Origin of the sequence: Spirulina sp. CCY15215 (assembly GCF_016888125.1) — a bacterium.
GTDB lineage: Bacteria > Cyanobacteriota > Cyanobacteriia > Cyanobacteriales > Spirulinaceae > CCY15215.
The window spans coordinates 1-22,058 of sequence record NZ_JACSWA010000359.1; the positions used below are offsets into that span (position 1 = coordinate 1).

A 22,058-nucleotide genomic window follows, 5' to 3' on the forward strand; every position below is an offset into this window, starting at 1 on the left:
TTGGCTTGTTAGGTTAGCAGCACTATTTCAGTGACCTTAAAATTGTTTAACTACTAACGACAGGGCAGGGAACTAGCTTCGCATTCCAAGGTGTCGTAACCAAAATAACGGAGTACGCGGGGTACTTAGTCTGGTCAGAATGGCTTGTTAGATTTCTCTTCCAAGCCTCACGCCTTTAGGCTGAGGTTCCTGACCAATTCTCAAAAAATAATTATTTATTATCAACTAACAATGATAATTGAGTCTTCCCACTTCAGGGGGAGAAACATTATAATAGTATTCGATTTGACCAGGGTTGGCCGAGCGGTTTAGGCAGCGAACTCATAATTCGCCCCAGGCAGGTTCAACTCCTGCACCCTGGATAAGACCAGTTAATATTCTTCTGGATAACCCAGAAATTTAACGAAGGGGGAAACGCTCAAAACCAAACTCGCTACCGGGAACTGGTTGTGATGGACGCAGATAGGTGGGATTGCTGAGAGTATTGGAATTAAAAGGACTCGGCATATCGGGGGTGCGAATAATTGGACCGCTCCAGAGTTGCTGTTGCCAAACATCTACATAAAGTTCGTGAGCAAGTTGACTGTCGCGAGTGACTTCAATTTCAGGAAAACCAGCAATCCCAAAGAGCCAATCAATCTGCCGTCCCGTGGTAAATGTTGTGGAAAACGCATCTTGAGAGCGGTGGGTAATGGCTTCGTCAAAAGCCTCGGGGATGGTTTTAAAGGGAATGGGATGGGAACCGACGGATTGAGCCAGGACCGACGGAATAGAGATCGTTGTCGAAACGGTTAGGGCGATCGCGCCCGAAAGAGTGGCACTGAGCGCGGCAATCCCCAAGGAACTTAAAGGAATAGACATGATTAGGCGATCGACGAGGGTAAACGGTCAACAAAAGTTTGGGTTTATTTTAGCGTAGGATTTGCTCTAGAAGGTAATCTTATTAATAACAAACCATATTCAATGCCTTCTACTACAGCTTGATAAGACGCATCGATGATATTTGTAGAAACGCCTACCGTCGTCCAGCGTTGTTCTCCATTACTGGACTCGATCAACACGCGAGTTTTCGCTGAAGTTCCCGAATTACTATCGAGAATTCGCACTTTATAATCTGTAAGATGAAAAGTAGCAATTTCCGGATAAAACTTCCCTAATGCTTTCCGCAACGCTGCATCAAGGGCTGAAACGGGACCATTTCCCTCGGCGACTTCTAATAAGTCTTCCCCTTTCACATTCACTTTAATAGTTGCTAGGGCATTACTGCTGATACTTTGAACGCCTTGTAAAATATCGCAAGTCACTTGAAAACCTTTTAATTCAAACATTTGCTGGCGCTGTCCCAAAGCCGATCGCATCAACAACTCAAAACTGGCTTCTGCCGCTTCAAATTGATAGCCGTCGTGTTCTAATTCTTTCAGTTGGTTTAAAAGTCCCCGCGCTGTGGCATCTTTTGGCTCTAATTCAATGCCAAAATTGCGCGCTTTGGAAACAATATTACTCATTCCCGCTTGGTCTGAAATAACGATACGCCGCTCGTTCCCAATAGATTCCGGGTTAATATGTTCGTAGGTCAGGGGATTTTTCTCTACCGCAGAAACATGAATCCCTCCTTTGTGAGCGAAGGCAGAAAGACCGACAAAAGGTGCGTGTTCGTCGGGGGCAAGGTTAGCAATTTCGCTAATTAAACGACTGGTTTTTGTTAATTGCGTGAGTTGTTCCTCTTCAAGGCATTGATAGCCGAGTTTGAGTTGTAAGTTAGGAATGAGAGTGCAAAGATTGGCATTACCGCATCGTTCTCCATAGCCATTCATGGTTCCTTGTATCATACACGCTCCTTCCAGGACAGCAGCAAGGGCGTTCGCAACGGCGGTTCCGGAATCATTGTGAGTGTGAATGCCAAGTTTCGGCGCTTCACTATCCTGGGTTAATTCGGGAAAGGCGGCAAAAACTTCTCCGACTATTCTGGTAATTTCATGGGGGAGCATTCCGCCATTGGTATCGCAGAATACTAACCATTCCGCTCCTGCTTCCCAAGCTGTTTTGAGGGTTTTGAGGGCATATTCGGGGTTCTTCTGATAACCGTCGAACCAGTGTTCTGCATCGTAGATGACGCGACGGCCTCGAGTGCGGAGATACTCGATGGTATCGCGAATCATGGCTAAATTTTCGTCTAAACTGGTTTTGAGTCCTTCGGTGACGTGCAGATCCCAAGATTTACCAAAAATTGTTACCCATCGCGTCCCCGCAGCGAGGATCGCCTGTAGCATTTTGTCTTCTGAAGCGAGTTTGTTGGGGCGACGAGTGGAACAAAAGGCAACAATTTCGGCTTGTTTGAGGGGTTTTTCTTGCAGTTGCCAGAAAAATTGTACATCTTTAGGATTGGCTCCCGGCCATCCTCCTTCGATGAAGGGAATGCCCATATTATCCAGTTTGCGGGCAATTTTGAGTTTATCTTCAATGGACAGTGCTAGTCCTTCTCGTTGCGCTCCATCTCTGAGGGTTGTATCGTATAACCAAATGCGATTTTTCATGGTTTAAAAGCAATGTTTGATAGTTGATAGTTGATAGTTGATAGTTGATAACTAATAGTTGATAGTTGATAGTTGATAACTAATAGTTGATAGTTGATAGTTGATAACTAATAGTTGATAACTAATAGTTGATAGTTAATAGTTGATAACTAATAGTTGATAACTAATAATTAAATTGATTTAGGCTGCTGCTGAGGTCTTCGCATCTTCTTCATGTTCGACTCGGAAAACTGTTGCGTAAAGATTGGCAATGATTTGTTTTCCAGATTGGGTTAAATTTAAGTATTTTAATGCTGTGTGCAGGTAGGGATAAACGGCTTTCCAATAAAAGCTGGGATAGTTGGCGCGCAATTCTCCTGGGTTTTTATAACCGAGAAATTTGTTTGTGCCAATTTCTTCAAATTCGTAGAAAAGTGCGGGGATTTTTTGCAGATAGCGAGGGTCGCTTAATTGACCGATTAAATCTGCTCCTCGGACTAAACCGGGATAGTTTTCTGTATCTTTATGATCTTCGTCAGCAGGGACGGGAAAACGAGTTAATTCAATATTGTCTTTTAAGACTTCTGCATCAATTAATTTATGACCGCCAAATCTTTCTTGGACGAATAATTTACCGCGATCGACGTGATAAGGAGCTAAACTTGCATCACTCGCACCCGCAGGAAGCTGAATCATGCGATCGCCAATTCCGGTTGCATAGCGGTTACTAACCAGATCGTCGGGACGACAAACTCCTTTAACATAGCCAATATCATGACATAAAAGTGAAATCTGAAAGTGTAACCAATCTTCGGGGGTTGCACCGCCATCTTTAATGTGCTTGCCGCGCAAAATTTCTTGTCCCACAAGAGTGACAAAAATTGTATGCTCAACATTGTGGTAAAGTGCATCGCTATTGGCAATATTTTCGAGAGCCATGGCCGCAGCCCAAGCTATGATTTCCGCATATTCAGATTTCCAGCCACCATAGGTTCGACGATAGCCAGAGGTTAATTGTTGAACAAGATTATCGATCAGTAAATTGGTCGCAAGGAACATAGCTCGGACTGTGATAAACGATAAAGGAAGATAATAAGAGAGAAAGAGAGAGAATTAGATGGGGTAATCTCGGCGATCGCCAGATTTGCGAGTTAGTAAAAATGGTTGTTAGATCAAATCCGGTTAATGGGTATAACAAGCGGGCAAGATGCCCACAATACTGTAATGATTGAATATTATCGTAGTGGGAGCGTCTCGCTCCCTAGGTTTTTTACTACGGTTAATTTTCTGGATTTGATATTAAAAACTCGACTTAGGGACATTGTAGCGGATTTAGCTTGTGTTTTCCAAGCAGGGTTAGACCCCAATAAGTAAAATTGGAAAAACGAGATTGACGGCAAAACAAGAGCATATTTTTTTGTGACATAAAGAAATATCCTGAATTTTCTTGATCTACTCTCTAGTCAAACCTTAGCATTTTGAAGTTGTCAACGGTGATTAAGACTATAATCGCAATATTGTCTCGATAATTCTCTCATTGCTATAATTTAGTTTACCCGCAATCCTAATTTCCGGTCTTATGCTGGCTCAATTTCGTAAGCGCTTGCAAAACGTTGCTCCAACTCGTCGATTGACAATTCTTTATATTGCTGCTTTAAGTGCTATTGCTCTCCTCTCAATTTTAGCACAAATAATAGTACAGCGATCTCTAGACCGACAATCGAGTGATTCTCGTATTATCAATATTGCCGGTCGTCAACGAATGTTGAGCCAGAAGTTAAGTAAAGCGGCATTGACTTTACAGAATACTCCTTTACAGAATACTCGCGATCGCGATGAATATCAAAGACGCTTAGTCGAACTTGAAGAGGCGATCGCACTTTGGGAAACTTCTCATCGAGGTTTACAACAAGGCGATCGGCAGTTAGGACTTCCTGGCCAAAATAGCGAAAAAGTAACGCAAATGTTTGCGGCGATCGAGCCTCATTATCAAGCAATGCTTATCGCGGCCAAAGAAATTGTGACAACAATTCAAGAAAATAATTTTCAGTCTCAATCTGACTCTATTTTACCTTTTACAGAAATAATTCTGGCTAATGAGGGGGATTTTTTACCCGGAATGAATGCGATCGTTTTCGAGTACGATCGCGAAGCTAAAGTCAGAGTTGACCAGATGAGAGAACTAGAAAAAATAATTTTAATTATTGTTCTCATTCTTCTGATCGGGGAAGCCTTATTTGTTTTTCATCCAGCTATTCGCGAAATTCGTCAACATTTAGAACGAGTCATTAAAGCCAAGGAAGAAATGCAAGTGATGACCCTTGAATTAGCAGATAAAAATAAAATTCTCGATTCTGCACTCCAAGAAGCGCATTCTGCCACTCAACTTAAATCTGAATTTTTGGCTAACATGAGCCATGAAATTCGCACACCAATGAATGGTATTATTGGTATGACAGGATTACTTTTGGATACAAAATTAACCCCCCAGCAACGAGAATTTACGGAAATTATTCGGAATAGCGGCGATATTTTACTGACAATTATTAACGAGATTTTGGATTTTTCTAAGATTGAAGCAGGAAAGTTACAATTAGAAGAATATCCTTTAGATTTACGAAATTGTGTTGAGGAAACATTAGATTTAGTTGCGATTAAAGCAACTGAAAAAAACCTAGAACTCGCTTATTTGATACAACCCAATACGCCAACTCAAATCATTGGCGATACCACGAGATTGCGCCAAATTTTAGTTAATTTATTAAATAATGCCATTAAATTTACCGATCGCGGAGAGGTTACTTTAACAATTTCAGCACGTCCTTGCGGAAATCGAATTGATAAAACAGAGCTTTATTTTGAAATTAAAGATACAGGAATTGGGATTCCTCAAGATAAACGCGATCGCCTTTTTCAATCTTTCACTCAGGTTGATGCGTCTACCTCTCGAAAATATGGCGGGACGGGGTTGGGTTTAACAATTTCCAAGCGTCTCTGCGAATTAATGGGAGGAAGAATTTGGGTTGAAAGTGAAGTGGGAATTGGTTCGACTTTCTTTTTTACAACTGTTATGACTTTAACACCAGAATATTCTCCGTTAGACGGGCAAACAACCAGTTCCTATCTAGCGGAAAAGCGCGTTCTCATCGTCGATGATAATGCTACAAATTGTAAAATATTGAGCTTGCAATGCACTTATTGGCAAATGGTTCCTATACCTGTTAATTCTGGTCTGAAAGCATTGCATCTTTTAGAGGAGAAATTTTCATTTGATCTCATGATCTTGGATATGCAAATGCCAGAAATGGATGGTATAACCCTTGCCCAAAAAATTCGCCAACTTCCGCACTATCAAAAAACTCACTTAATTTTGTTGACTTCTATGGGACAAGTTGAGGAAAAATCATTAAAAGAAGAAATAAATTTTGCAGCTTGTTTAACAAAGCCGGTGAAACAATCTCAACTTTTTAGTACATTAAATTGGATTTTGCAAGAAAAAGCGCCAAAAAATGAATTTAAACCCTTAACTAAAACTGTTCAAGTTGAGAAAGAAGAACTTTATTCGACTCTGGCTAATCAATATCCATTAAAAATATTAGTTGCTGAAGATAATACAGTCAATCAAAAATTGATTGTACATCTCTTAAAACGTTTTGGTTATCGTGCGGATGTTGTTAGCAATGGTTTGGAGGCGATCGCCTCTTTGGAGCGCCAGTCTTATGATATTATTTTAATGGATGTACAAATGCCAGAAATGGACGGTTTTGAAACAACTCGTGCAATTTGTCAGCGTTGGACTCCCGAAAAACGTCCCCGTATTATTGCTTTAACGGCTAATGCAATGGAAGGCGATCGCGAAACTTGTTTAGCATCAGGGATGGATGATTACATTAGCAAACCGATTAAAATCAAAGCCTTGGTTAAAGTTTTGCAATGTTGTAAACCCGTCGAAAATTATGAACAAATTCATTGATTTAAAATTTGTGGTGCCAATAATTTGAGGAGGCATAAAATCATCTCCTGTCAGAAAGAGAATTTCGCAAAGTGCCGAGGAGTCTTTATAATGAATTAGCGAATACCGAAGCGAGGGCAGTCGAAGGATTCCTACTGTTTCCCCTAACACGATGCGATTTCTCAAACAAAAGCTCGTTAATCAGATTTTACTCGGCTCGATCGCCTTTGGTGTGGGTTTTGGCTTGGGATGGTTCGTTCATCGCAATTTGAAATCCGCCTCCATCACTGGGGCGATCGCGCTGACCTCCGGCTATACCAGTGCGATCGCGGCGCAATTGCATTGGAGTAAGTACGAAAAACGAAACCGTAACGCCCTGCGCTATCAAATTCAATCCCTCTCAGAGCAGCGCCAGCAACTCTACGGGGCGATTTCCTCTGCATTAGCTACCCAGCAGGAAATTCAGGCCAGTGTTCAAGCACTGAACTTGGAGCGCACCCGCTTACTCGATCGCGTTTCGGAATTACATCAGCAGCGTAACGCCCTGCATCGGGAACTTCAGGAAAGCCCCGAGGTATCGCCAGAACCCGAAACGCCCCACTATTATCGACCTCCTGCCCGTCTACAACCCTCTTTTAAAACGGAAGCAACCATTAATCGTGCCTTTTTCTCGAAAACTGTTCAACTGCAAGAAATGGAAAGTCGCTTGCAGCAACTCAATAATGAACTCGAAAAACTACAAACTCTCCTTTTAGATCGACAAGAAGAAAGGGAGATTTTACAACAGCAAGTGTTCCAATTAAAAGAAGAGAAAAAGCAACTCGAACGCAGTGTTGAAGATGCCCAAGGAAAACTTAAGCATCTCCAACAAATTCAAGAACAATTTGCTCTCTCTTTATCGGCTCTTGAACAAGATAAACAAAAACTGGAAACGGTTCTCGGTGAAAATCGCGATCGCCTTGCAGCCTTGCAAAATGAAATTGAATCTCAGCAGCAAAATAAAAGCCAACCTAAATCCTCAAAAAATGGGCGATCGTCTGCAAAATTTCCCCTCAATTTCCCCTCAGAATGGCTAGACTTTACCAAAGAATTAAACGCTAATGAAAAAGCGGCATTAAAAGCAATTTTGGAAAAAAATGAGGAACAGTTAAAAACTATTATTAATCAACAGGCAATGATGCCGGAAGTATTAATTGAAGCCTTAAATGAAAAGGCACTCAATACATTAGGTGATACTTTATTTGAGTCTAATGGAGGAGTGGGAATCCCGAAAATTCACGACGAATATGCTGCTTTGATAACTGAACCTATTGCCGCACAATTTGCTACCATATTGACCATTCAAGAGGTCGAATAATTGAGGAGAATTCTCTAAAAATGTCCAAAATCCCCAAGCGCGTTTCTACTGCTTTAATTAATGCCTTAGCTGCGGGAGTTGTTCCCCGAATAGGGTTGGAGCGTATTTCTGTGGGACGAGAACAGGAAATTGGCGCGATCGCTAGAGATTTGGAGAATATTCGGGAAGGGGGAGCCTCTTTTCGCTTCATTGTTGGACGCTACGGTGCGGGTAAGAGTTTTATGTTACAACTGATGCGTAACTTAGCGATGGAACAGGGATTTGTTGTTGCGGATGCGGATTTATCGCCGGAATTGCGCCTTGCTGGGAGCAAACATCAGGCGATCGCAACTTATCGGGAATTGATGAAAAATATTGCCACGCGAACTTCTCCAAAAGGGGGTGCGATCGCCTTAATTTTAGAAAAATGGACGAGTAGTATTTTATCTCAAGTTGCTCAAGCGACGGGAAAGCGTCCAGGAGATGAAGGATTTGACGAACAAGTTGAAAATAAGATTCGCCAAGTTATTGATGATTTAGAAGGCTTAGTGCATGGCTTTGATTTTGCTAATGTTATTATTTCTTATTGGCAAGGCTATCGGGAGGAAAATCGCGATAAACAAGAAGCTGCTTTACGGTGGTTGCGAGGGGAATTTGCAACTAAAACAGAAGCAAAGGCCAGCAGTCTTGATGTGCGGGTGACGATCGATGATGAAACTTGGTATGATTACCTTAAATTATGGGCGAAATTTGTCTCGGATATTGGTTATCAGGGGTTAATTATTTTCTTAGATGAAGCGATTCATCTTTATAAGATTTCTCACCGTCGTTCTCGTCAAAGCAATTACGATCGCCTTTTAGCTATGTTTAATGATACCATGCAGGGGAAGGCTGAACATTTAGGCATTGTGGTGGGTAGTACGCCCCAGTTTATTGAGGATAAACGGCGAGGTTTATATAGCGATGAAGCCTGGCGCACTCGCTTGGCTAAAAGTCGTTTTCTTAAGGATGGACTGCAAGATAGTTTTGCCACGGCGATCGTATTAGAACCATTAACAACTGCGGAAATTACCCAACTGCTTCATCATTTGGCAGAACTTCACGCCACTCATTACGGTTATCAAAAAAGTTTAGATTTGCAACACATTGAAATGTTTCAACAGGCATCAAGCAGTCGAATTGGAGCAGAAAAAATGTCTACACCTCGGGAAATTGTGCGAGATTTTCTGAGTCTCTTAAATGTTTTGCAACAAAATCCAAAGTTGCTGTTTACTGAATTAATGGAGAGTTCTGAATTTCAATTTACTGCTCCTCAAGAAAGCCAAAATGGTGCCGGAGAGTTTGCTGAGTTTACGCTGTAAAGGCGATCGCAGTTTTGAATTTTGAATGCTATTTCTCTCTGAAATATTATTAATTTTCAATCAAGTCTGAAGCAAGCAATAAAAAACCTTCGGTTTCTGGGATTTTAAGTTTTGTAAAGTTCCATTGTTCTGGTCGATGGACAAATTCTACAAATTCTTCATCTTGGGAGAAATTTACATCGTTGTCTAAAGCGGCAGTTAAAACGACCATATTTATTTTTTCTTGATCCAGAAACTGCTTAAAGTTTGTTTGTTTTTGATATTCATGAACGTGGTGATAGCGATCGCCTAGATAAACATTATAGCCTCCATCAGCTTCTAAAATATTCACATCATCTTCTATCTGTAAAGATTGAATAAATTCAATTGTTTTGAGATTAGGCAAAATTAAAGTTTGAGGGCTAGAAATTCTCTGAATAATACAAAAATTCTCTGTTAAACACCAGCCCCTCGCAAGATTGGGTGTTAAGATCAGTAGGAAGGAGCCAATGAGAATTGGAGATAAGAGCTTATAGATTCGATTTTTCTGTCTCAAATTTTTCCAGTATGGAGCAAAAGAATTTTCCAAAAAATAGGCGATTATGGTTAATAAGAAAATGGATTGTAGGATTAAATAATGAAATCGTGGATTAATCAAAAGAGAAGACAAAAAGACGGGAATAAAGAGACTTAAAAAAATGATCAATAACCGTTTTAAAACCAGATAATTTATTTGTTTTAATAATATTCTCGATCTCCAAAAAGGAATGATAATAACTATTAATAATAAGATCGTCTCGAACCGTCTTATTGTCGTATTGACGACAGTAGAAAAATCATTTTGAAGATTTACTAATAAGATTGAAATTGAATGATGAATATAAGAGATAAAATTAATTCTGACATGAATTAAAAACTCTCTAGGATTAGCAATTATCACCTGAAATATATTAGTTGCATCTCCAAAAATAGATTGGGTAACAACTTTATAATAGTCTAGATAGGGACTAACTACATTATTTCGCTCCATCCAGAGAAATCCAAAATGCTGAGAAAATGCCATAAAACTCCTTCTTCCTGCTAAAGGATTGCCAATTACTAAAAAGAATAATAATATCAAACTAATCAGAAAAGATGATTGTAAAATTGCATTTTTTAGATTGTTTTTTTCTAAAAGGATAGAACGAATTAATAATATCATGTATAAAGAAAATAGTATTAAAAAAGAAATAGTATATTCAGGTCGAACAAATATAATCAACAACAATGCTAAGGTTGCCAGAAAGTAAAACTTTGTATTATCTTTTGTGAAATTAGCAACGATCAAAAAAGGTAAAAGTATTAAAACTAAAAAACTCCCCAGTCTTGGTGTTAATAAAGAGATGGTTGAAATAGAATAAATGAATCCAAAAATTATTGAGATTAAAGGTCGAATTTTTAGCGTTCTTAAATAAATATAAAAAATGGACGGACTTGTAAAAATTAACAATTTGAAATTCAGATAAAACAACGCAATATTATTCTGTTCAAATAAGGAGAGGAAATAATACCACATTGAGTATAAAGGAGCCCAGCTTGCTTTGGGAATACCAAGCTCGAATATTTTTATCCCTTGATATAAGTAAAAAGTTTCATCGTATAGTTCAATATCTTTAATGGTTTCTAAAGATTGAGTAAATTTGAAAGCGATCGCCAGTAAAAACAGGCAATATAAAATATCTACAGAATATTTTGCAATGGTGTTTCTTGTTTTTGATACAATCATAAGTTCCTTGAGCATAAAGATCAACTTATTTTAACGATACAATATCAAGATACCACAATCATCGACGGGAGGTTTATCAAAACCCAATTCTTTGAAGCGATCGAGGGGTAATCGTTGGGAATTAAATTGAATATAAGAATTGTTTGGTCGTCCCGGTTTGAACTCTGCATGAGTCGCTAAATGAACAATTCTAAAATCTCGTGCTGCCCGAGCGCCAATTAATTTTTCTGGTGTAAAATCTTCATTGAGGAAAGATTCTCCTTCCCAAAGGCGATCGCCTCAAAACGAAAGAAGGAAGCAAGGGAAAATTGAGATGAGAGAGAAGAAATGGGGGAAAAAGAAGATAAAAAATAAGGGAAGGAAGGTAAAGGTATTGAAAGTGATGGTTCAGTAGTTGAGGAATTTTGAATTGATAATATACTATTGACACTATTATTAGCTGAATTGGAATTTTCCCCCAGAAAAGACAAAATTTGAGTAGAAAAAGTAAGATTAGCGAGGGTATTACTATTAAATACCACCACCATCGCTATTACTAACATTACCAGAAATCGTACTCTTGGTAAGTTCAACATTTCCTGTATTGAAAATCCCGGCACCATTTCCACTGGCCATATTATTAGCGACGGTACTCTCAATCAGGGTGACATTCCTATTCGTTGGCATTGAGTCCAAGTTCGTGAAAACTATGGAATAAATTTGCTCCTGCTTGGATTCCTCCCTGAATATTGTAAGTATTTCCCTCATGGTTTATTATGGTTTCTGTAGGGTTAAAATCAGCAATTATCGATTGTGCAAATGCTGATTAACTCATAACAACATAAGGGAGCAAAGAAGATGGGAAGTTTTTTAAACATAGTTTCCTCTCCAGCGATCGCAAGGTCGCGCTAGATGGCTATAAAATCTGGATAAAAACTGGTCTAAATACACCCAATCTATTTTTAACTTAGTTCTTCTCTCTTTGAAACCTGATTTTTACTGAATTTATCTGCAATGTTTGACTTATATTTTACTCCAATTCAACTTAAAATAAGATTGATTTCGGTTTTTTGTTATTCTCTGAAGAAATAATTTAATTCTTTTCTTTTTTTAACTCCCCTAACCCCTCCTGATAATTATTTTTTGTATGTTACTTTTTGTCATAATTTTTAATTGTATTCTTGCTCTCATTAACTTCTATGTCGCATGGAAAATACTGCGTTTGCGAAAAACCCTCGCTAATGTCACGCAAACTCTCATTTCTCTCGATCGCACTCTTTATAATATCTTTCATCCTGCACCAGGTTATATTTATAAAGCACAGAAAGGAAGCGCCGCACTTCGCGATCGCTACAATAAACTAGAACAACAACTTCAACAAGTTAACAAATTGCTTACTCTCCTCAATATTATTCTCAAAGTTTGGCGAGGAAGGAGTAGAAGATAATAGCTAGTTACCAAGGGCTACCAATTAAAGTAAACCCACTCCAAAAATAAGGGTGACGGAAATCAAGATCGCCCAATTCCGCTAATTCGGGAGTGAGGGGAAAACTGGTATCAGAGATGAAAATATTACCTCCTGCTAATCTTGTTTCTCCGCGTAACATTGCCAACTGCGCTTGACGTAGGGCTTCAACTTTAATGGGTGCATCTCGTAGGTAATCGTAAAAGCCCCCCATTAAAGCCAGAGTGCCTTCATCGCTAACATACCACAAACTCCCTAAAGCTGATTTGACCCCTGCTGCGATGGCTAACCCCGCAAAACCCAATTCTGCTTCCACATCCCCCAATGCTGTCCGACAAGCACTCAAAACCAATAATTCCGTAGCAGGGTTATTGAGGTTCAACTCTCGGAGGCGATCGAGGGTAAGTTTACTATCGCCCAGTAGAATATAAGATTGACTGGGTTTTCCGGCTTTAAATTCGCCGTGAGTTCCCAAATGAACGATACCATAGGGCGTTTGCTGGCGTTCGCTTTTGAGACGTTCTAGGGTAAATCCTTCATTGAGAAAAAATTCTCCCGGCCAAGACTGTCCGATAATCTCTAATTCTAAAGGAACGGCGGGTAAAGGGCTTTGGCTGATAAACTCAGAGGCTCCCATCGCTAGAACTTCAATATCCCTCACATCTTTATATATAGTATCTGTGAGAGAAATACTGGGCATTAAACCCACAGAATAGCGTTCAATGAGAAATTTATCACCATCGTGAAGGGCTGCGATGGGGAGCGATCGCAAGCCGGAATGCAGAATAAAGGCAATATTATCAATTCCTCGTGCTTTGAGGTCGGCTTCGAGAGGCTCCACGATCCATTGGTCTAATTGGCGAGAAGAGGGGAGGAAAGAGGTGGGACGGTTAACATTAGTAATTGTACGTCGCAATCGATCGGCTTGTTGCATTACCCGTTCTCGGGTAGCTTCGGGTAATTGTCGCACAACAACTTCATCTTTAGCCGTAACCATTACCAATTGTAAGATATCCCGATCGCCGATATTGGAAGACTGCACCAATTCTAAACCGCGATCGCTAACAGGGAGGATTTCAGAAGAAGCTAAGAGGGTTTCGGAAGGGCGATCGGCGATCGCGGAACCGGAAAACATCACATAAACGATAGCAGGATTCCTGCCTGTTTTTGTGGCAATATCCCGCAAGATGTCCTGCACTTCTTCAAGGGTTGGAGTCTGGACATCATCCAAGTTAAAATAGTCTGTAAATTCTTGGGCGATCGCCCCTTCAATTTCCTCTACTCCAGGATCGAAGAGAGAATTTCCTGAAGCATTTTCTATAACAGGGTTGTTATTACTGAAAACTTGTTTATTTTCGCTGCATTCAAGGATACAAGAAAAATTGATATCTAATGTATTAGCACTTACGGTTGCTGTATTAGAAGAAGCAACATCACTGGCATTAACATCAAAAACCGCGATCGTGCCAGAAAAGTCCGTCGGGGGAGTATAGATGAGAACATCCCCAGAAGAAATGGTGACAGAAGACCCTGCGATCGCCAGGCCGTTTAAAGTCAACGTGCCAAGACTGGTAAAATTATTTAAGGTGAAAATAAGATTATCCAAATCGACATCGTTCGCTAAAGCAGCTAGATCGTTATAACTTAAAGTGAGAGTATCTCCTGAACTCACTGTTGCGGAAAAGGCGCTTATCGTCGGCGGACTGTTAATTGAAGTAATGCTAATTCCGACAGGGGTACCTGGGGCGAGTCCTCCATTTGCCAGCACTGGAAATGAACCAGAAGCAAGCTGAGTCAAGGAATTGAGTCCTCCCGCCGTTCCATTTTTCGTTGCACCCCCCACCGTAAAATCAATATTATTAAACCCTCCATCGTGAGTGATGGCGATCGCGCCACCCCCACCCCTTGTTGTAGAGGTGTCGATTGTATTACCATTAGCTAAAGTCCCCGATCCTCGCACCAGTCCATAGGCATCGATCGCAACCCTTCCTCCCACGAGATCTTCAGCATTACTAGCTGTGGTATCAATAGTGGTAAAGGTAATATTGCTGCCTGGAGTACGTCCCGAAGCGATCGTGACATCACCTCCCCGTGCCGTCATAACTCCATCTGCATTCATACCAGAAGTATCGATCGCCCCAGTAATATTAATCGAACTTCCTGCTGTCAGGGTAATATTTCCTCCTGATGCTATATCGCCAAAACCAGTAAGTTCAGCACTGGTATCGAGTCTGCCCGTTGCGATCGCGCCTCCCGCCTGCATGGTAATATTCCCACCAGAGGCTAACGTGCCTGTAGTAACACTCTTAGATGTATTAATTGTTGCTGCGGTTGTATTGATATTACCTCCCGCAATGAGCGCAACATTGAACTGATTAGCATCAATTGCGTCACCATTCATAATATCTGCATTGACGAAAATATCATTGGCAGCATTGAGCGTTAACGTTAAATTGCCATTCACAAATGTTGGATTAATCGTAGTCGCAACGGTAATATTTCCCTGTTGATTGCCCGTATTTCCTGTTGTAATCGTAACATTAAAGCCTGCTATCAAAGCATTCTCAATTTCTGTCACATTAATTTTTGCATCATCACTGGTCGGGGTAAAAATACCACCAGCGAAACCACCGCCACTGGTTGTATTAGTAATGGTAACATTACGAGGATCGAGCAACCATTCTCCTGCATTTCCCGCTACTGCACTGGCATCGATAGAAGCACCGAAAACGTCTAAATAATTTTTTCCTGAAGTCTCAATAAAGCCTCCATCTCCTCCATTTTGTCCCCCCCTCGCACTAATATTTCCATAAAATCGAGTTGCATCATCCGACCAAATAATAACCGTTCCTCCATCGCCTATATTCCTAGCATCAGCATTAATGGAAATATTTTCTCCACCAAAGTTAAATTGAGCATTGGGAACAGTTCCCCCTCCCAAATAATCCCCACCAACACGAACAATTCCCCCTCCTGTCTCTCCAGAAACATCAATACGAGCATGATCGAGTAAAGCAACTTTATCGCCTAAGAAATGAACTGTTCCTCCTTGCCCTATTGTTCCCGAACTATCAATAATTCCCGTCGAAAGTGCCGTTCCCACAGTAAAAGGCGCAACGGTTCCCGAATCATTAAATTGTACCGTTTCCTCTCCATTTGCTGTAATTCCCGTATCTGTTCCTGTTAATAATTCCGGCAGATCGATCGCCTGAAAAGCAGTTAAATTTCCTTGACTATCTCGCGGGGGTTCGATCTCCAAACTCAATAAACTCCCTGGTTGAGAAATGCGAATTGTACTGCTGCCAGGAACAGCAGAAATGAGAATATTTCCCCCTTCTGTAGTCAGAGTTCCGGTATTAATAACCGCACCACCGAGTAAGGTTAAATTTTGTTCTGGATTTAGGGTTAAATTACCTGCATTAACAATTATTCCAGGTTGTTCTAAATCGAAAGCAAATTGAGCAGGATTGCCATTAAAATCGGTATAATTGTTACTACCAGAAACATTAAACCAATGATTCCCACCAAAACCAATTCCTGTGGCTGTTGTTGCCGTAAAATCTCCTGGAACATTTAAACTTGCTCCCGATCCAAATACAATTCCTGCTGGGTTGAGTAAATAGAGGTTGCTATTCCCTCCCGTGACTTCAATTAAACCATTAATAATTGATGGATCGCCGCCAACAATACGACTGAAAATATTTTGAATTTGTGGGTTACTAAGAAACTCAGCAATTTGCCCAGAATTGAGTCCAAATTGCTCAAAACTGTGAAATAAATTTGCGCCATCTCCCGATCGCGAACCCCCATCAATGGTAAAATTATTACCGGTTAAATTAACTGTTGTTCCCGTTCCATCATGGGCAGGAGTAATGGATTGAGCCATGACTTTAAGATTTACATTTAAAGTGAGGACTCCGAAAAATGATAGAGTTAAAACTAATAAACTGTTTTGCGATCGCATTGCTTTTGCCTCTCTTATAATAGTTTTAAGTTATTAGCGATTAAAACAAATGATAAACAGTAAAATTACTCATTCTTGACCTGCTCTAAATATTTTCGCCATTTTGCCGCCAATTCAATCTCAGTAAAGGGAATTTTAATCGATCGCTCTGAATTTGTCAAACAAAACTCTAACACTGGCGCTCCTTTTTGGGGGAGATTTTCTTCATCAATGGGGCATTCGTTCACTAAAAGACAAATTTTTGCTACATCTTGTAAAGAAAAAGTTTGTAGATTTACTGGGGCTTTTCGAGTCGGTTTTCCCCAGGTAATTTCGCAACCTTTATGCGCCAAAACTGCATAAATGTCATATTTGGCATTATCAAAATTTTCTGCCCAACTTCGATATGCCTCTAATTTTTGATATTCGTTCCATCCCGCCCAAGCTAATCCAAAAAATCCGCATAGCAATGGCAACCAAAGTAAGCCTCTTTCCATAAAATCATTTAAAATACAATCTAAGATGATTATAGACGATTTAAAAACTAGATTGAAAATGCTGACCAAAACTCTCGAATCTATTTTAGATGATGCCCTAGCAGGTAAAGATATTACCTCAGAGGATGGGGTTTTTCTCCTCAAACAGACTCATCCCGAGGCGATCGCGGCGATCCGAGAAACTGGCGATCGCCTGCGTCAGCGCCAAGTAGGAGAAACTGTCACTTATGTTGTCAATCGTAATATTAATTTTACCAATATCTGCGAACAGCATTGCAACTTTTGTGCCTTTCGCAGAGATGCAGGAGATGAAGGGGCATACTGGTTAAACTGGGGACAAATTTTAGAAAAAACCACCGATGCAGTCAAACGCGGTGCAACGGAAATTTGTATGCAAGGGGGATTAAATTTAGAAGCTAAAATTAAGGGAAAATCTCTTCCTTATTATTTGCGTTTGGTGGAGACAATTAAAAGCGAATTTCCGCAAATTCACCTGCACGCTTTTTCCCCCCAAGAAATCCAATTTATCGCAAGAGAAGATAATTTAAGTTATGTTAATGTCATTGAAGCATTACAAGCGGCGGGAGTGAATTCTCTGCCTGGAACTGCGGCAGAAATTCTCTGCGATCGCATTCGCCGCATTATTTGTCCCGAAAAAATAGATACAAAAACATGGTTAGAAATTGTTGAAACTGCTCATAAATTGGGAATGTATACCACCAGTACCATGCTTTCCGGTCATATTGAAAAGCCAGAACAACAAATTATTCATTTAGAACATTTACGCAATTTACAACAAAAAGCAATTAACAATAACTATCCAGCAAAATTCAGCGAATTTGTTCTTTTACCTTTTGTCGGCCAATTTGCCCCTCCTAATTTACGCCGTCGAGTTGGGCGAGATCAACCCAATTTAGAAGCCACTTTACAACTAACAGCAGTAGCAAGAATTTATTTGGGAAATTGGCTTATTAACCATCAACCCAGTTGGGTAAAATTGGGACTAAAAGGCGCACAAGAAGCCTTAAAATGGGGTTGTAACGATCTGGGCGGCACCCTCATGGAAGAACATATTACCACGATGGCTGGAGCGAAAGGCGGAACGAATATGACCGTAGAATCCTTACAACAAGCAATTATTGCTTGCGATCGCCCCTACCGAGAACGGACAACTCTTTATGCTTCAGTTCCCAGTTAGTGGTCTGTCAAGGATTTTTTTGCGGTGCAGTGCTATTTATCCTGTAGATTGATAAATAGCACATAAAAATTCTCAGTAAATTTTCCAGTGCTTGCCGTTTCCTACAGAGTTAGCGATAAAAATGCCTTGGTTTGTAAAGATTGAAAAAGGAATTGTTGACAAAGCAATGTTCGATCTGTATGTCCCCGCTCATCGTCACTATGTCCGCGACTTAATTGCTAAGGGACATCAGGCGAAAACGGGATATTGGAAAGAATATGGGGGAGGAATGCTTTTATTTAAAGCAGATTCTCTGGAAAAAGCTCGGCAAATTGTCGCAGGAGATCCTCTCATTCAAAATAATTGCGTTCAATACGAACTACATGAATGGTGTATTGTCGAACAATAGTCGAACAATAGTCGAACAATAATTGATGAGTTGTTAGTTCTTGAGTTGTCGCGCAAATATTAATTTTTATTACGAAATTGTCTCTTGACAATGCCAAGCGGCATCCTATCCCTTTTCCCTAATCGCGATCGCTTTGTCTTACTTAGCAATATTTTATTTTATCGGCGATCGGGTTCTGATTGACTAAAAGAAAGACATAATGTAGAATCATTACAGTAAGTCTCTTCAAAAAATCATAAAAAGCGTCTTTAAGAAAATAAAGGCGTTTTTACAATTATCACATTACCTAATCACACCTTATAAGGAGTCAAGATGGAAAGAATCAACCTAGACAATGAGCTTCCTAAATATCGTTTGAATTGTAGCTTGAGCTTTGGTGATATATATGGGCAAATTATCGTTTGGTTAATCGTGATTTTCATTAGTCTTGCTGCGACTGTAGCATTATGGAGCAGCACTCGCCAAGCCTATGCCTTTCTAACGGTAGGAATTATTTTAGTTATTTCCTTACCTTTTTTATTGTTCGCATTTGTAACAACTTTACTAAATCGCATTGAATTTATTCCTTTGGAAGAAGAAAAAAAGGCTTACAACCTTTCCTTAGACAATCCCAGACGCAGTGATCCTGCAACTGCAAGTTAACCGTAAGGGCGCAATGATTGCGCCCTAAAAAATGCAATAAAAAAATGTAATACTTGCATCCTAAAACTAACAAGATCATTCAAGATCATTCAAGATAATGAGATAATTATTCAAGCCCCCATTCCTGAATATTGTTTTAATCCTCGTCGCCATAACCAACGATTGAGAGAAAACAAAATAATTCCCCAACCCAGCATTACCATAAAACCCCGCGAAATATCAACAGGAAAACCCACGAAAATAGCCGCCGGAAAATAGAGTAAGTAAGGAAATGGAGTCCATTGCGCGATCGCCTTAACCAAAGGGGGAAAAACATCGAGAGGTGCAATATAACCCGCAAAGAATAGATAGAAAAGAAAGAAAAACTGCTCGATCGCGCTGGCACGTTCTGTCCAAAAAGAGAGCATTGCTGAGGTGTATTGCAAGAGAAAACGGAGAGAAAATGCAATTACTGTCGCGATCGCCCCCAATAGGATCTGTTTTCCATCGGGAACCCAAAAAGATTGAGGGTACAAGAGAAAAAATAAAGCCAACAAAACCACCACAAAAGGAAAGCGCGCAAAACGTTCGGAAATATGTTGCGCGACATGGTGCCAAGCGGGATCCATCGGTTGCAATAAACGAAAAGATAGTTTTCCCTGTACCACCTCTTTTTCAAACTCCCACACCACCCAAACAATCGTAAATTGCCGTACCATAAATACAGCAATAAAGTAACGGGCAAAATCAATCGCATTTAACCCAAATTGTCCCCCTTGAGATGCTTCCATCCAAACTCCCATTAAAATAATTGGAAATGAACCGGAAAGCATCCAAAAAAACAATTCTGCGCGATATTCCACCATGTGCGCGTAATAAACAGAAAGCAGAGTTATCAGTCGTTTCCAAAACCACTTCATTGAGTCACTCCTGTTGCAAATAAACGCCCGATCGTTTCTTCAATGGGGGGATCGGTAATACTGAGATCGAGGATGGGTAACTGTGCCAAAATTTGCGCTACGGTTTTGGTTAAATCCTCTCGAGGAACCAGAAATCTTACCTCTCTTCCTGCGATCGCCTTAATATCACCATAAACCGCAAGTTTATCTTCAGGAATAATATTAGCTAATTCCACCTTGACTTCTCGACAAGGAGCAAAACGTTCTAATAATTCCTCCAAACTGCCATCATAAATCAATTCGCCTTCATAAATTAACATCACCCGCCGACATAAAGCCGTAATATCTGCCATATAGTGACTGGTGAGGAGAATTGTAGCATCATAACGTTGATTATATTCCCGCAAAAACTCCCGCACCGCAGCTTGAGCATTCACATCTAATCCTAATGTTGGTTCGTCTAAAAATAAGACTTGAGGATGATGCAAAAGAGCCGCTAAAAGTTCAGCTTTCATCCTTTCTCCAAGGGACAGTTTTCGCACGGGTTGAGTTAGCTTTCCTTGCAAAGAAAGAAGGCTTTCTAGTTCTCCTAAACGCTGTTTAAATTCCGGTTCAGAAATGCGATAAACTGCGGCATTAATGCGGAGAGAATCAAGAGCAGGTAAATCCCACAAAAGTTGCTGTTTTTGTCCCATTACCAAACTCATTTTTGTCAAGAATTGAGGTTGGCGGCGAAAAGGTAAATATCCAGCGATATTCACGTTTCCACTAGAGGGATGAATTAAGCCAGAAAGCATTTTTAATGTTGTTGTTTTCCCTGCCCCATTTGGACCCAAAAAACCGACAATCTCTCCTGGTTCGATACTAAAAGAAATATTTTGAACTGCTTTGATCTGCCGATAAGTCCGATTAAAGAAATGTGCGATCGTCCCTTTTATTCCAGGTTCTTTAATGGCAACAGGGTAAGTTTTACTAAGGTTTTCAACAGTAATAATAGGCATAAAATTTAAAACTTTATTGCTAGAATAGTAATGCTGACTCTGAAAAGAAAGTAAATTGTACTTATATTTTAGCACCACGATAGCGCATTTTCCCTTTTTGTTCGTAATGACGGGAAAATTTGGGAATATCTCCCTGATGCCCTAATAAGATAATCGTATCTCCCGATTCTAAAATCAAACTATAGTGGGGATTTTGTAACGTTCTTCCTCCCAACTTTCGCACGGCAATAATAACAAAACTCCCGTTTCCTTTGATTTCTAATTTGCTCAAAGTTATCCCAATTAATGGAGAATTTTCGGGAATATTTAGCTCACTAATTTCTACATCTAATTCAGCGAGTAATTCATCAAGTTGAGATAGTTCTCGCTTCTGTTCTAAGAAATCTAAAGCAATGGGACGGGTAATTAAATTTGACATTCTTGTTGCACTAATGGTTGCGGGTAAAACAATATGATTTGCTCCAGCAAGCCGTAATTTTTTCTCCGTACTGGGTAATTCTCCCCGTGCTAAAATGGTTAAATTTGGATTGAGTTCGCGGGCAGTTAAAGTAATAAAAACATTCAGAGCATCTTCTTTAACAACGGTTGCTAATATCCTAGCACGATGAATTCCTGCTTCATATAATATATTTTCATCGGTTGCATCACCATTTAAAACCAGATATTCTCTCGCTTCTGCTTTGGTGATGCGATCGGGGTTACTATCGATGAGAACAAAAGGAATTTTCTCCTCACTCATTCGTTTGGCTAGAACTTGTCCGATGCGACCAAAACCACAGATAATAACATGATTTTCTAGCTTCTCAATACTGTCATTTTTACGCTGGCGATCGAAAGCGCGATTGATTTCCCCTTCTGTTAACATTTGAATAAAACTCCCCACAATATAAACGGCTGAAGATGTTCCGGCAATAATTACGAAAATTGTAAAAATTCTTTCGGTTGGTGATAGCAATGGTTTTACTTCACCATACCCCACTCCAAAAATGGTAATAATAACCATATAAAGTGATTCAATAATTGTCCAGCCCAAAGAAATGTAACCAACGATACCAAAGATGATCGTAATACCAAAAAAGATGCCACCGATCAGAATTCGCTTGAAAGATTCTTGCATGAGTTCATCGTTGCCAATTGCATTCGATCGCCAATAGTTCAGCT

19 protein-coding genes and 1 tRNA gene are annotated in these 22,058 nt (G+C 40.0%); 8 read left to right on the forward strand and 12 right to left on the reverse strand.

Annotated features, from left to right (window positions below; genetic code table 11):
* The first annotated feature begins 289 nt into the window (after positions 1–289).
* Positions 290–362 (forward strand) — tRNA-Ile (locus tag JUI58_RS09420).
* 37 nt (positions 363–399) lie between these two features.
* Here the strand turns inward: JUI58_RS09420 and JUI58_RS09425 are convergent.
* The 3 genes from JUI58_RS09425 to JUI58_RS09435 form a co-directional block, all read right to left on the reverse strand.
* Positions 400–861, reverse strand: a complete 462-nt coding sequence (locus tag JUI58_RS09425) for a hypothetical protein (protein WP_204103518.1) — start codon at positions 859–861, stop codon at positions 400–402.
* Positions 862–905: 44 nt separating this feature from the next.
* A complete protein-coding gene (gene cimA, locus JUI58_RS09430; RefSeq protein ID WP_204103519.1) occupies positions 906–2,534 on the reverse strand; it encodes a citramalate synthase in 1,629 nt (542 codons plus the stop codon).
* 180 nt (positions 2,535–2,714) lie between these two features.
* Positions 2,715–3,572, reverse strand: a complete 858-nt coding sequence (locus JUI58_RS09435) for an Npun_R2479 family HD domain-containing metalloprotein (protein ID WP_204103520.1) — start codon at positions 3,570–3,572, stop codon at positions 2,715–2,717.
* Positions 3,573–4,092: 520 nt separating this feature from the next.
* Between JUI58_RS09435 and JUI58_RS09440 the strand changes: the two genes are divergently transcribed.
* The 3 genes from JUI58_RS09440 to JUI58_RS09450 all read left to right on the forward strand — a co-directional run bounded on the left by JUI58_RS09440 (position 4,093) and on the right by JUI58_RS09450 (position 9,162).
* The gene (locus JUI58_RS09440; RefSeq protein WP_204103521.1) at positions 4,093–6,486 is read left to right on the forward strand and encodes a response regulator; all 2,394 of its coding nucleotides are present in this window, start codon (positions 4,093–4,095) and stop codon (positions 6,484–6,486) included.
* Between the two features lie 151 nt (positions 6,487–6,637).
* A complete protein-coding gene (locus tag JUI58_RS09445; protein WP_204103522.1) occupies positions 6,638–7,822 on the forward strand; it encodes a tellurite resistance TerB C-terminal domain-containing protein in 1,185 nt (394 codons plus the stop codon).
* A gap of 20 nt (positions 7,823–7,842) precedes the next feature.
* On the forward strand, positions 7,843–9,162 hold the full coding sequence (locus JUI58_RS09450; protein ID WP_204103523.1) for an ATP-binding protein: 1,320 nt from the start codon (positions 7,843–7,845) through the stop codon (positions 9,160–9,162).
* Positions 9,163–9,211: 49 nt separating this feature from the next.
* Here the strand turns inward: JUI58_RS09450 and JUI58_RS09455 are convergent, their stop codons facing one another.
* Genes JUI58_RS09455 through JUI58_RS09470 form a run of 4 tightly spaced genes read right to left on the reverse strand, consistent with a single transcriptional unit; the run spans position 9,212 to position 11,572 of the window.
* The gene (locus tag JUI58_RS09455) at positions 9,212–10,906 is read right to left on the reverse strand and encodes a hypothetical protein (protein ID WP_204103524.1); all 1,695 of its coding nucleotides are present in this window, start codon (positions 10,904–10,906) and stop codon (positions 9,212–9,214) included.
* A gap of 30 nt (positions 10,907–10,936) precedes the next feature.
* On the reverse strand, positions 10,937–11,125 hold the full coding sequence (locus JUI58_RS27680; protein WP_348539868.1) for a CHAT domain-containing protein: 189 nt from the start codon (positions 11,123–11,125) through the stop codon (positions 10,937–10,939).
* On the reverse strand, positions 11,125–11,448 hold the full coding sequence (locus JUI58_RS09465) for a hypothetical protein (protein ID WP_204103525.1): 324 nt from the start codon (positions 11,446–11,448) through the stop codon (positions 11,125–11,127). The genes JUI58_RS27680 and JUI58_RS09465 overlap by 1 nt, the downstream gene beginning before the upstream one ends.
* The gene (locus tag JUI58_RS09470) at positions 11,417–11,572 is read right to left on the reverse strand and encodes a hypothetical protein (RefSeq protein WP_204103526.1); all 156 of its coding nucleotides are present in this window, start codon (positions 11,570–11,572) and stop codon (positions 11,417–11,419) included. Before JUI58_RS09470 ends, JUI58_RS09465 begins: the two co-directional genes overlap by 32 nt.
* Positions 11,573–12,032: 460 nt before the next feature.
* Here JUI58_RS09470 and JUI58_RS09475 point away from each other — a divergent pair, with 460 nt between their 5' ends.
* Entirely contained in the window at positions 12,033–12,332 is a 300-nt protein-coding gene (locus JUI58_RS09475) for a hypothetical protein (RefSeq protein ID WP_204103527.1), read from the forward strand.
* Positions 12,333–12,339: 7 nt separating this feature from the next.
* Here JUI58_RS09475 and JUI58_RS09480 read toward each other — a convergent pair whose 3' ends face one another.
* Together JUI58_RS09480 and JUI58_RS09485 are read right to left on the reverse strand one after the other, a co-directional pair.
* Complete coding sequence (locus JUI58_RS09480; RefSeq protein WP_204103528.1) at positions 12,340–16,314, reverse strand: CHAT domain-containing protein; 3,975 nt, start codon at positions 16,312–16,314, stop codon at positions 12,340–12,342.
* Between the two features lie 65 nt (positions 16,315–16,379).
* On the reverse strand, positions 16,380–16,790 hold the full coding sequence (locus tag JUI58_RS09485) for a hypothetical protein (RefSeq protein ID WP_204103529.1): 411 nt from the start codon (positions 16,788–16,790) through the stop codon (positions 16,380–16,382).
* Positions 16,791–16,848: 58 nt separating this feature from the next.
* Between JUI58_RS09485 and cofH the strand changes: the two genes are divergently transcribed.
* From cofH to JUI58_RS09500, 3 genes are all read left to right on the forward strand, one after another.
* Positions 16,849–17,988: a 7,8-didemethyl-8-hydroxy-5-deazariboflavin synthase subunit CofH gene (gene cofH, locus JUI58_RS09490; protein ID WP_204103530.1), complete on the forward strand. Its 1,140-nt coding sequence runs from the start codon at positions 16,849–16,851 to the stop codon at positions 17,986–17,988.
* Positions 17,989–18,109: 121 nt separating this feature from the next.
* Positions 18,110–18,376: a YciI family protein gene (locus JUI58_RS09495; RefSeq protein ID WP_204103531.1), complete on the forward strand. Its 267-nt coding sequence runs from the start codon at positions 18,110–18,112 to the stop codon at positions 18,374–18,376.
* Between the two features lie 312 nt (positions 18,377–18,688).
* The gene (locus JUI58_RS09500; protein WP_204103532.1) at positions 18,689–19,018 is read left to right on the forward strand and encodes a hypothetical protein; all 330 of its coding nucleotides are present in this window, start codon (positions 18,689–18,691) and stop codon (positions 19,016–19,018) included.
* A 110-nt stretch (positions 19,019–19,128) separates the two neighbouring features.
* Here JUI58_RS09500 and JUI58_RS09505 read toward each other — a convergent pair whose 3' ends face one another.
* The 3 genes from JUI58_RS09505 to JUI58_RS09515 all read right to left on the reverse strand — a co-directional run bounded on the left by JUI58_RS09505 (position 19,129) and on the right by JUI58_RS09515 (position 22,014).
* Positions 19,129–19,917, reverse strand: a complete 789-nt coding sequence (locus JUI58_RS09505; RefSeq protein ID WP_204103533.1) for an ABC-2 family transporter protein — start codon at positions 19,915–19,917, stop codon at positions 19,129–19,131.
* The gene (locus tag JUI58_RS09510) at positions 19,914–20,897 is read right to left on the reverse strand and encodes an ATP-binding cassette domain-containing protein (protein ID WP_204103534.1); all 984 of its coding nucleotides are present in this window, start codon (positions 20,895–20,897) and stop codon (positions 19,914–19,916) included. The genes JUI58_RS09505 and JUI58_RS09510 overlap by 4 nt, the downstream gene beginning before the upstream one ends.
* 61 nt (positions 20,898–20,958) lie before the next feature.
* Positions 20,959–22,014 carry a potassium channel protein gene (locus JUI58_RS09515; RefSeq protein ID WP_204103535.1) on the reverse strand — a complete coding sequence of 352 codons (1,056 nt, stop codon included), beginning with the start codon at positions 22,012–22,014 and terminating at the stop codon, positions 20,959–20,961.
* Between the last annotated feature and the right edge of the window lie 44 nt (positions 22,015–22,058).

Coding starts and splice junctions, on each gene's coding strand:
- JUI58_RS09500 (WP_204103532.1), top strand. CDS start 18,689: ATGGAAAGAATCAACCTAGACAATGAGCTTCCTAAATATCGTTTGAAT.
- JUI58_RS09515 (WP_204103535.1), bottom strand. CDS start 22,014: ATGCAAGAATCTTTCAAGCGAATTCTGATCGGTGGCATCTTTTTTGGT.
- cimA (WP_204103519.1), bottom strand. CDS start 2,534: ATGAAAAATCGCATTTGGTTATACGATACAACCCTCAGAGATGGAGCG.
- JUI58_RS09465 (WP_204103525.1), bottom strand. CDS start 11,448: ATGTTAGTAATAGCGATGGTGGTGGTATTTAATAGTAATACCCTCGCT.
- JUI58_RS09425 (WP_204103518.1), bottom strand. CDS start 861: ATGTCTATTCCTTTAAGTTCCTTGGGGATTGCCGCGCTCAGTGCCACT.
- JUI58_RS09480 (WP_204103528.1), bottom strand. CDS start 16,314: ATGCGATCGCAAAACAGTTTATTAGTTTTAACTCTATCATTTTTCGGA.
- JUI58_RS09475 (WP_204103527.1), top strand. CDS start 12,033: ATGTTACTTTTTGTCATAATTTTTAATTGTATTCTTGCTCTCATTAAC.
- JUI58_RS09440 (WP_204103521.1), top strand. CDS start 4,093: ATGCTGGCTCAATTTCGTAAGCGCTTGCAAAACGTTGCTCCAACTCGT.
- JUI58_RS09445 (WP_204103522.1), top strand. CDS start 6,638: ATGCGATTTCTCAAACAAAAGCTCGTTAATCAGATTTTACTCGGCTCG.
- JUI58_RS09510 (WP_204103534.1), bottom strand. CDS start 20,897: ATGCCTATTATTACTGTTGAAAACCTTAGTAAAACTTACCCTGTTGCC.
- JUI58_RS09495 (WP_204103531.1), top strand. CDS start 18,110: ATGCCTTGGTTTGTAAAGATTGAAAAAGGAATTGTTGACAAAGCAATG.
- JUI58_RS09450 (WP_204103523.1), top strand. CDS start 7,843: ATGTCCAAAATCCCCAAGCGCGTTTCTACTGCTTTAATTAATGCCTTA.
- JUI58_RS09435 (WP_204103520.1), bottom strand. CDS start 3,572: ATGTTCCTTGCGACCAATTTACTGATCGATAATCTTGTTCAACAATTA.
- cofH (WP_204103530.1), top strand. CDS start 16,849: ATGCTGACCAAAACTCTCGAATCTATTTTAGATGATGCCCTAGCAGGT.
- JUI58_RS09470 (WP_204103526.1), bottom strand. CDS start 11,572: ATGCCAACGAATAGGAATGTCACCCTGATTGAGAGTACCGTCGCTAAT.
- JUI58_RS09455 (WP_204103524.1), bottom strand. CDS start 10,906: ATGATTGTATCAAAAACAAGAAACACCATTGCAAAATATTCTGTAGAT.
- JUI58_RS09505 (WP_204103533.1), bottom strand. CDS start 19,917: ATGAAGTGGTTTTGGAAACGACTGATAACTCTGCTTTCTGTTTATTAC.
- JUI58_RS09485 (WP_204103529.1), bottom strand. CDS start 16,790: ATGGAAAGAGGCTTACTTTGGTTGCCATTGCTATGCGGATTTTTTGGA.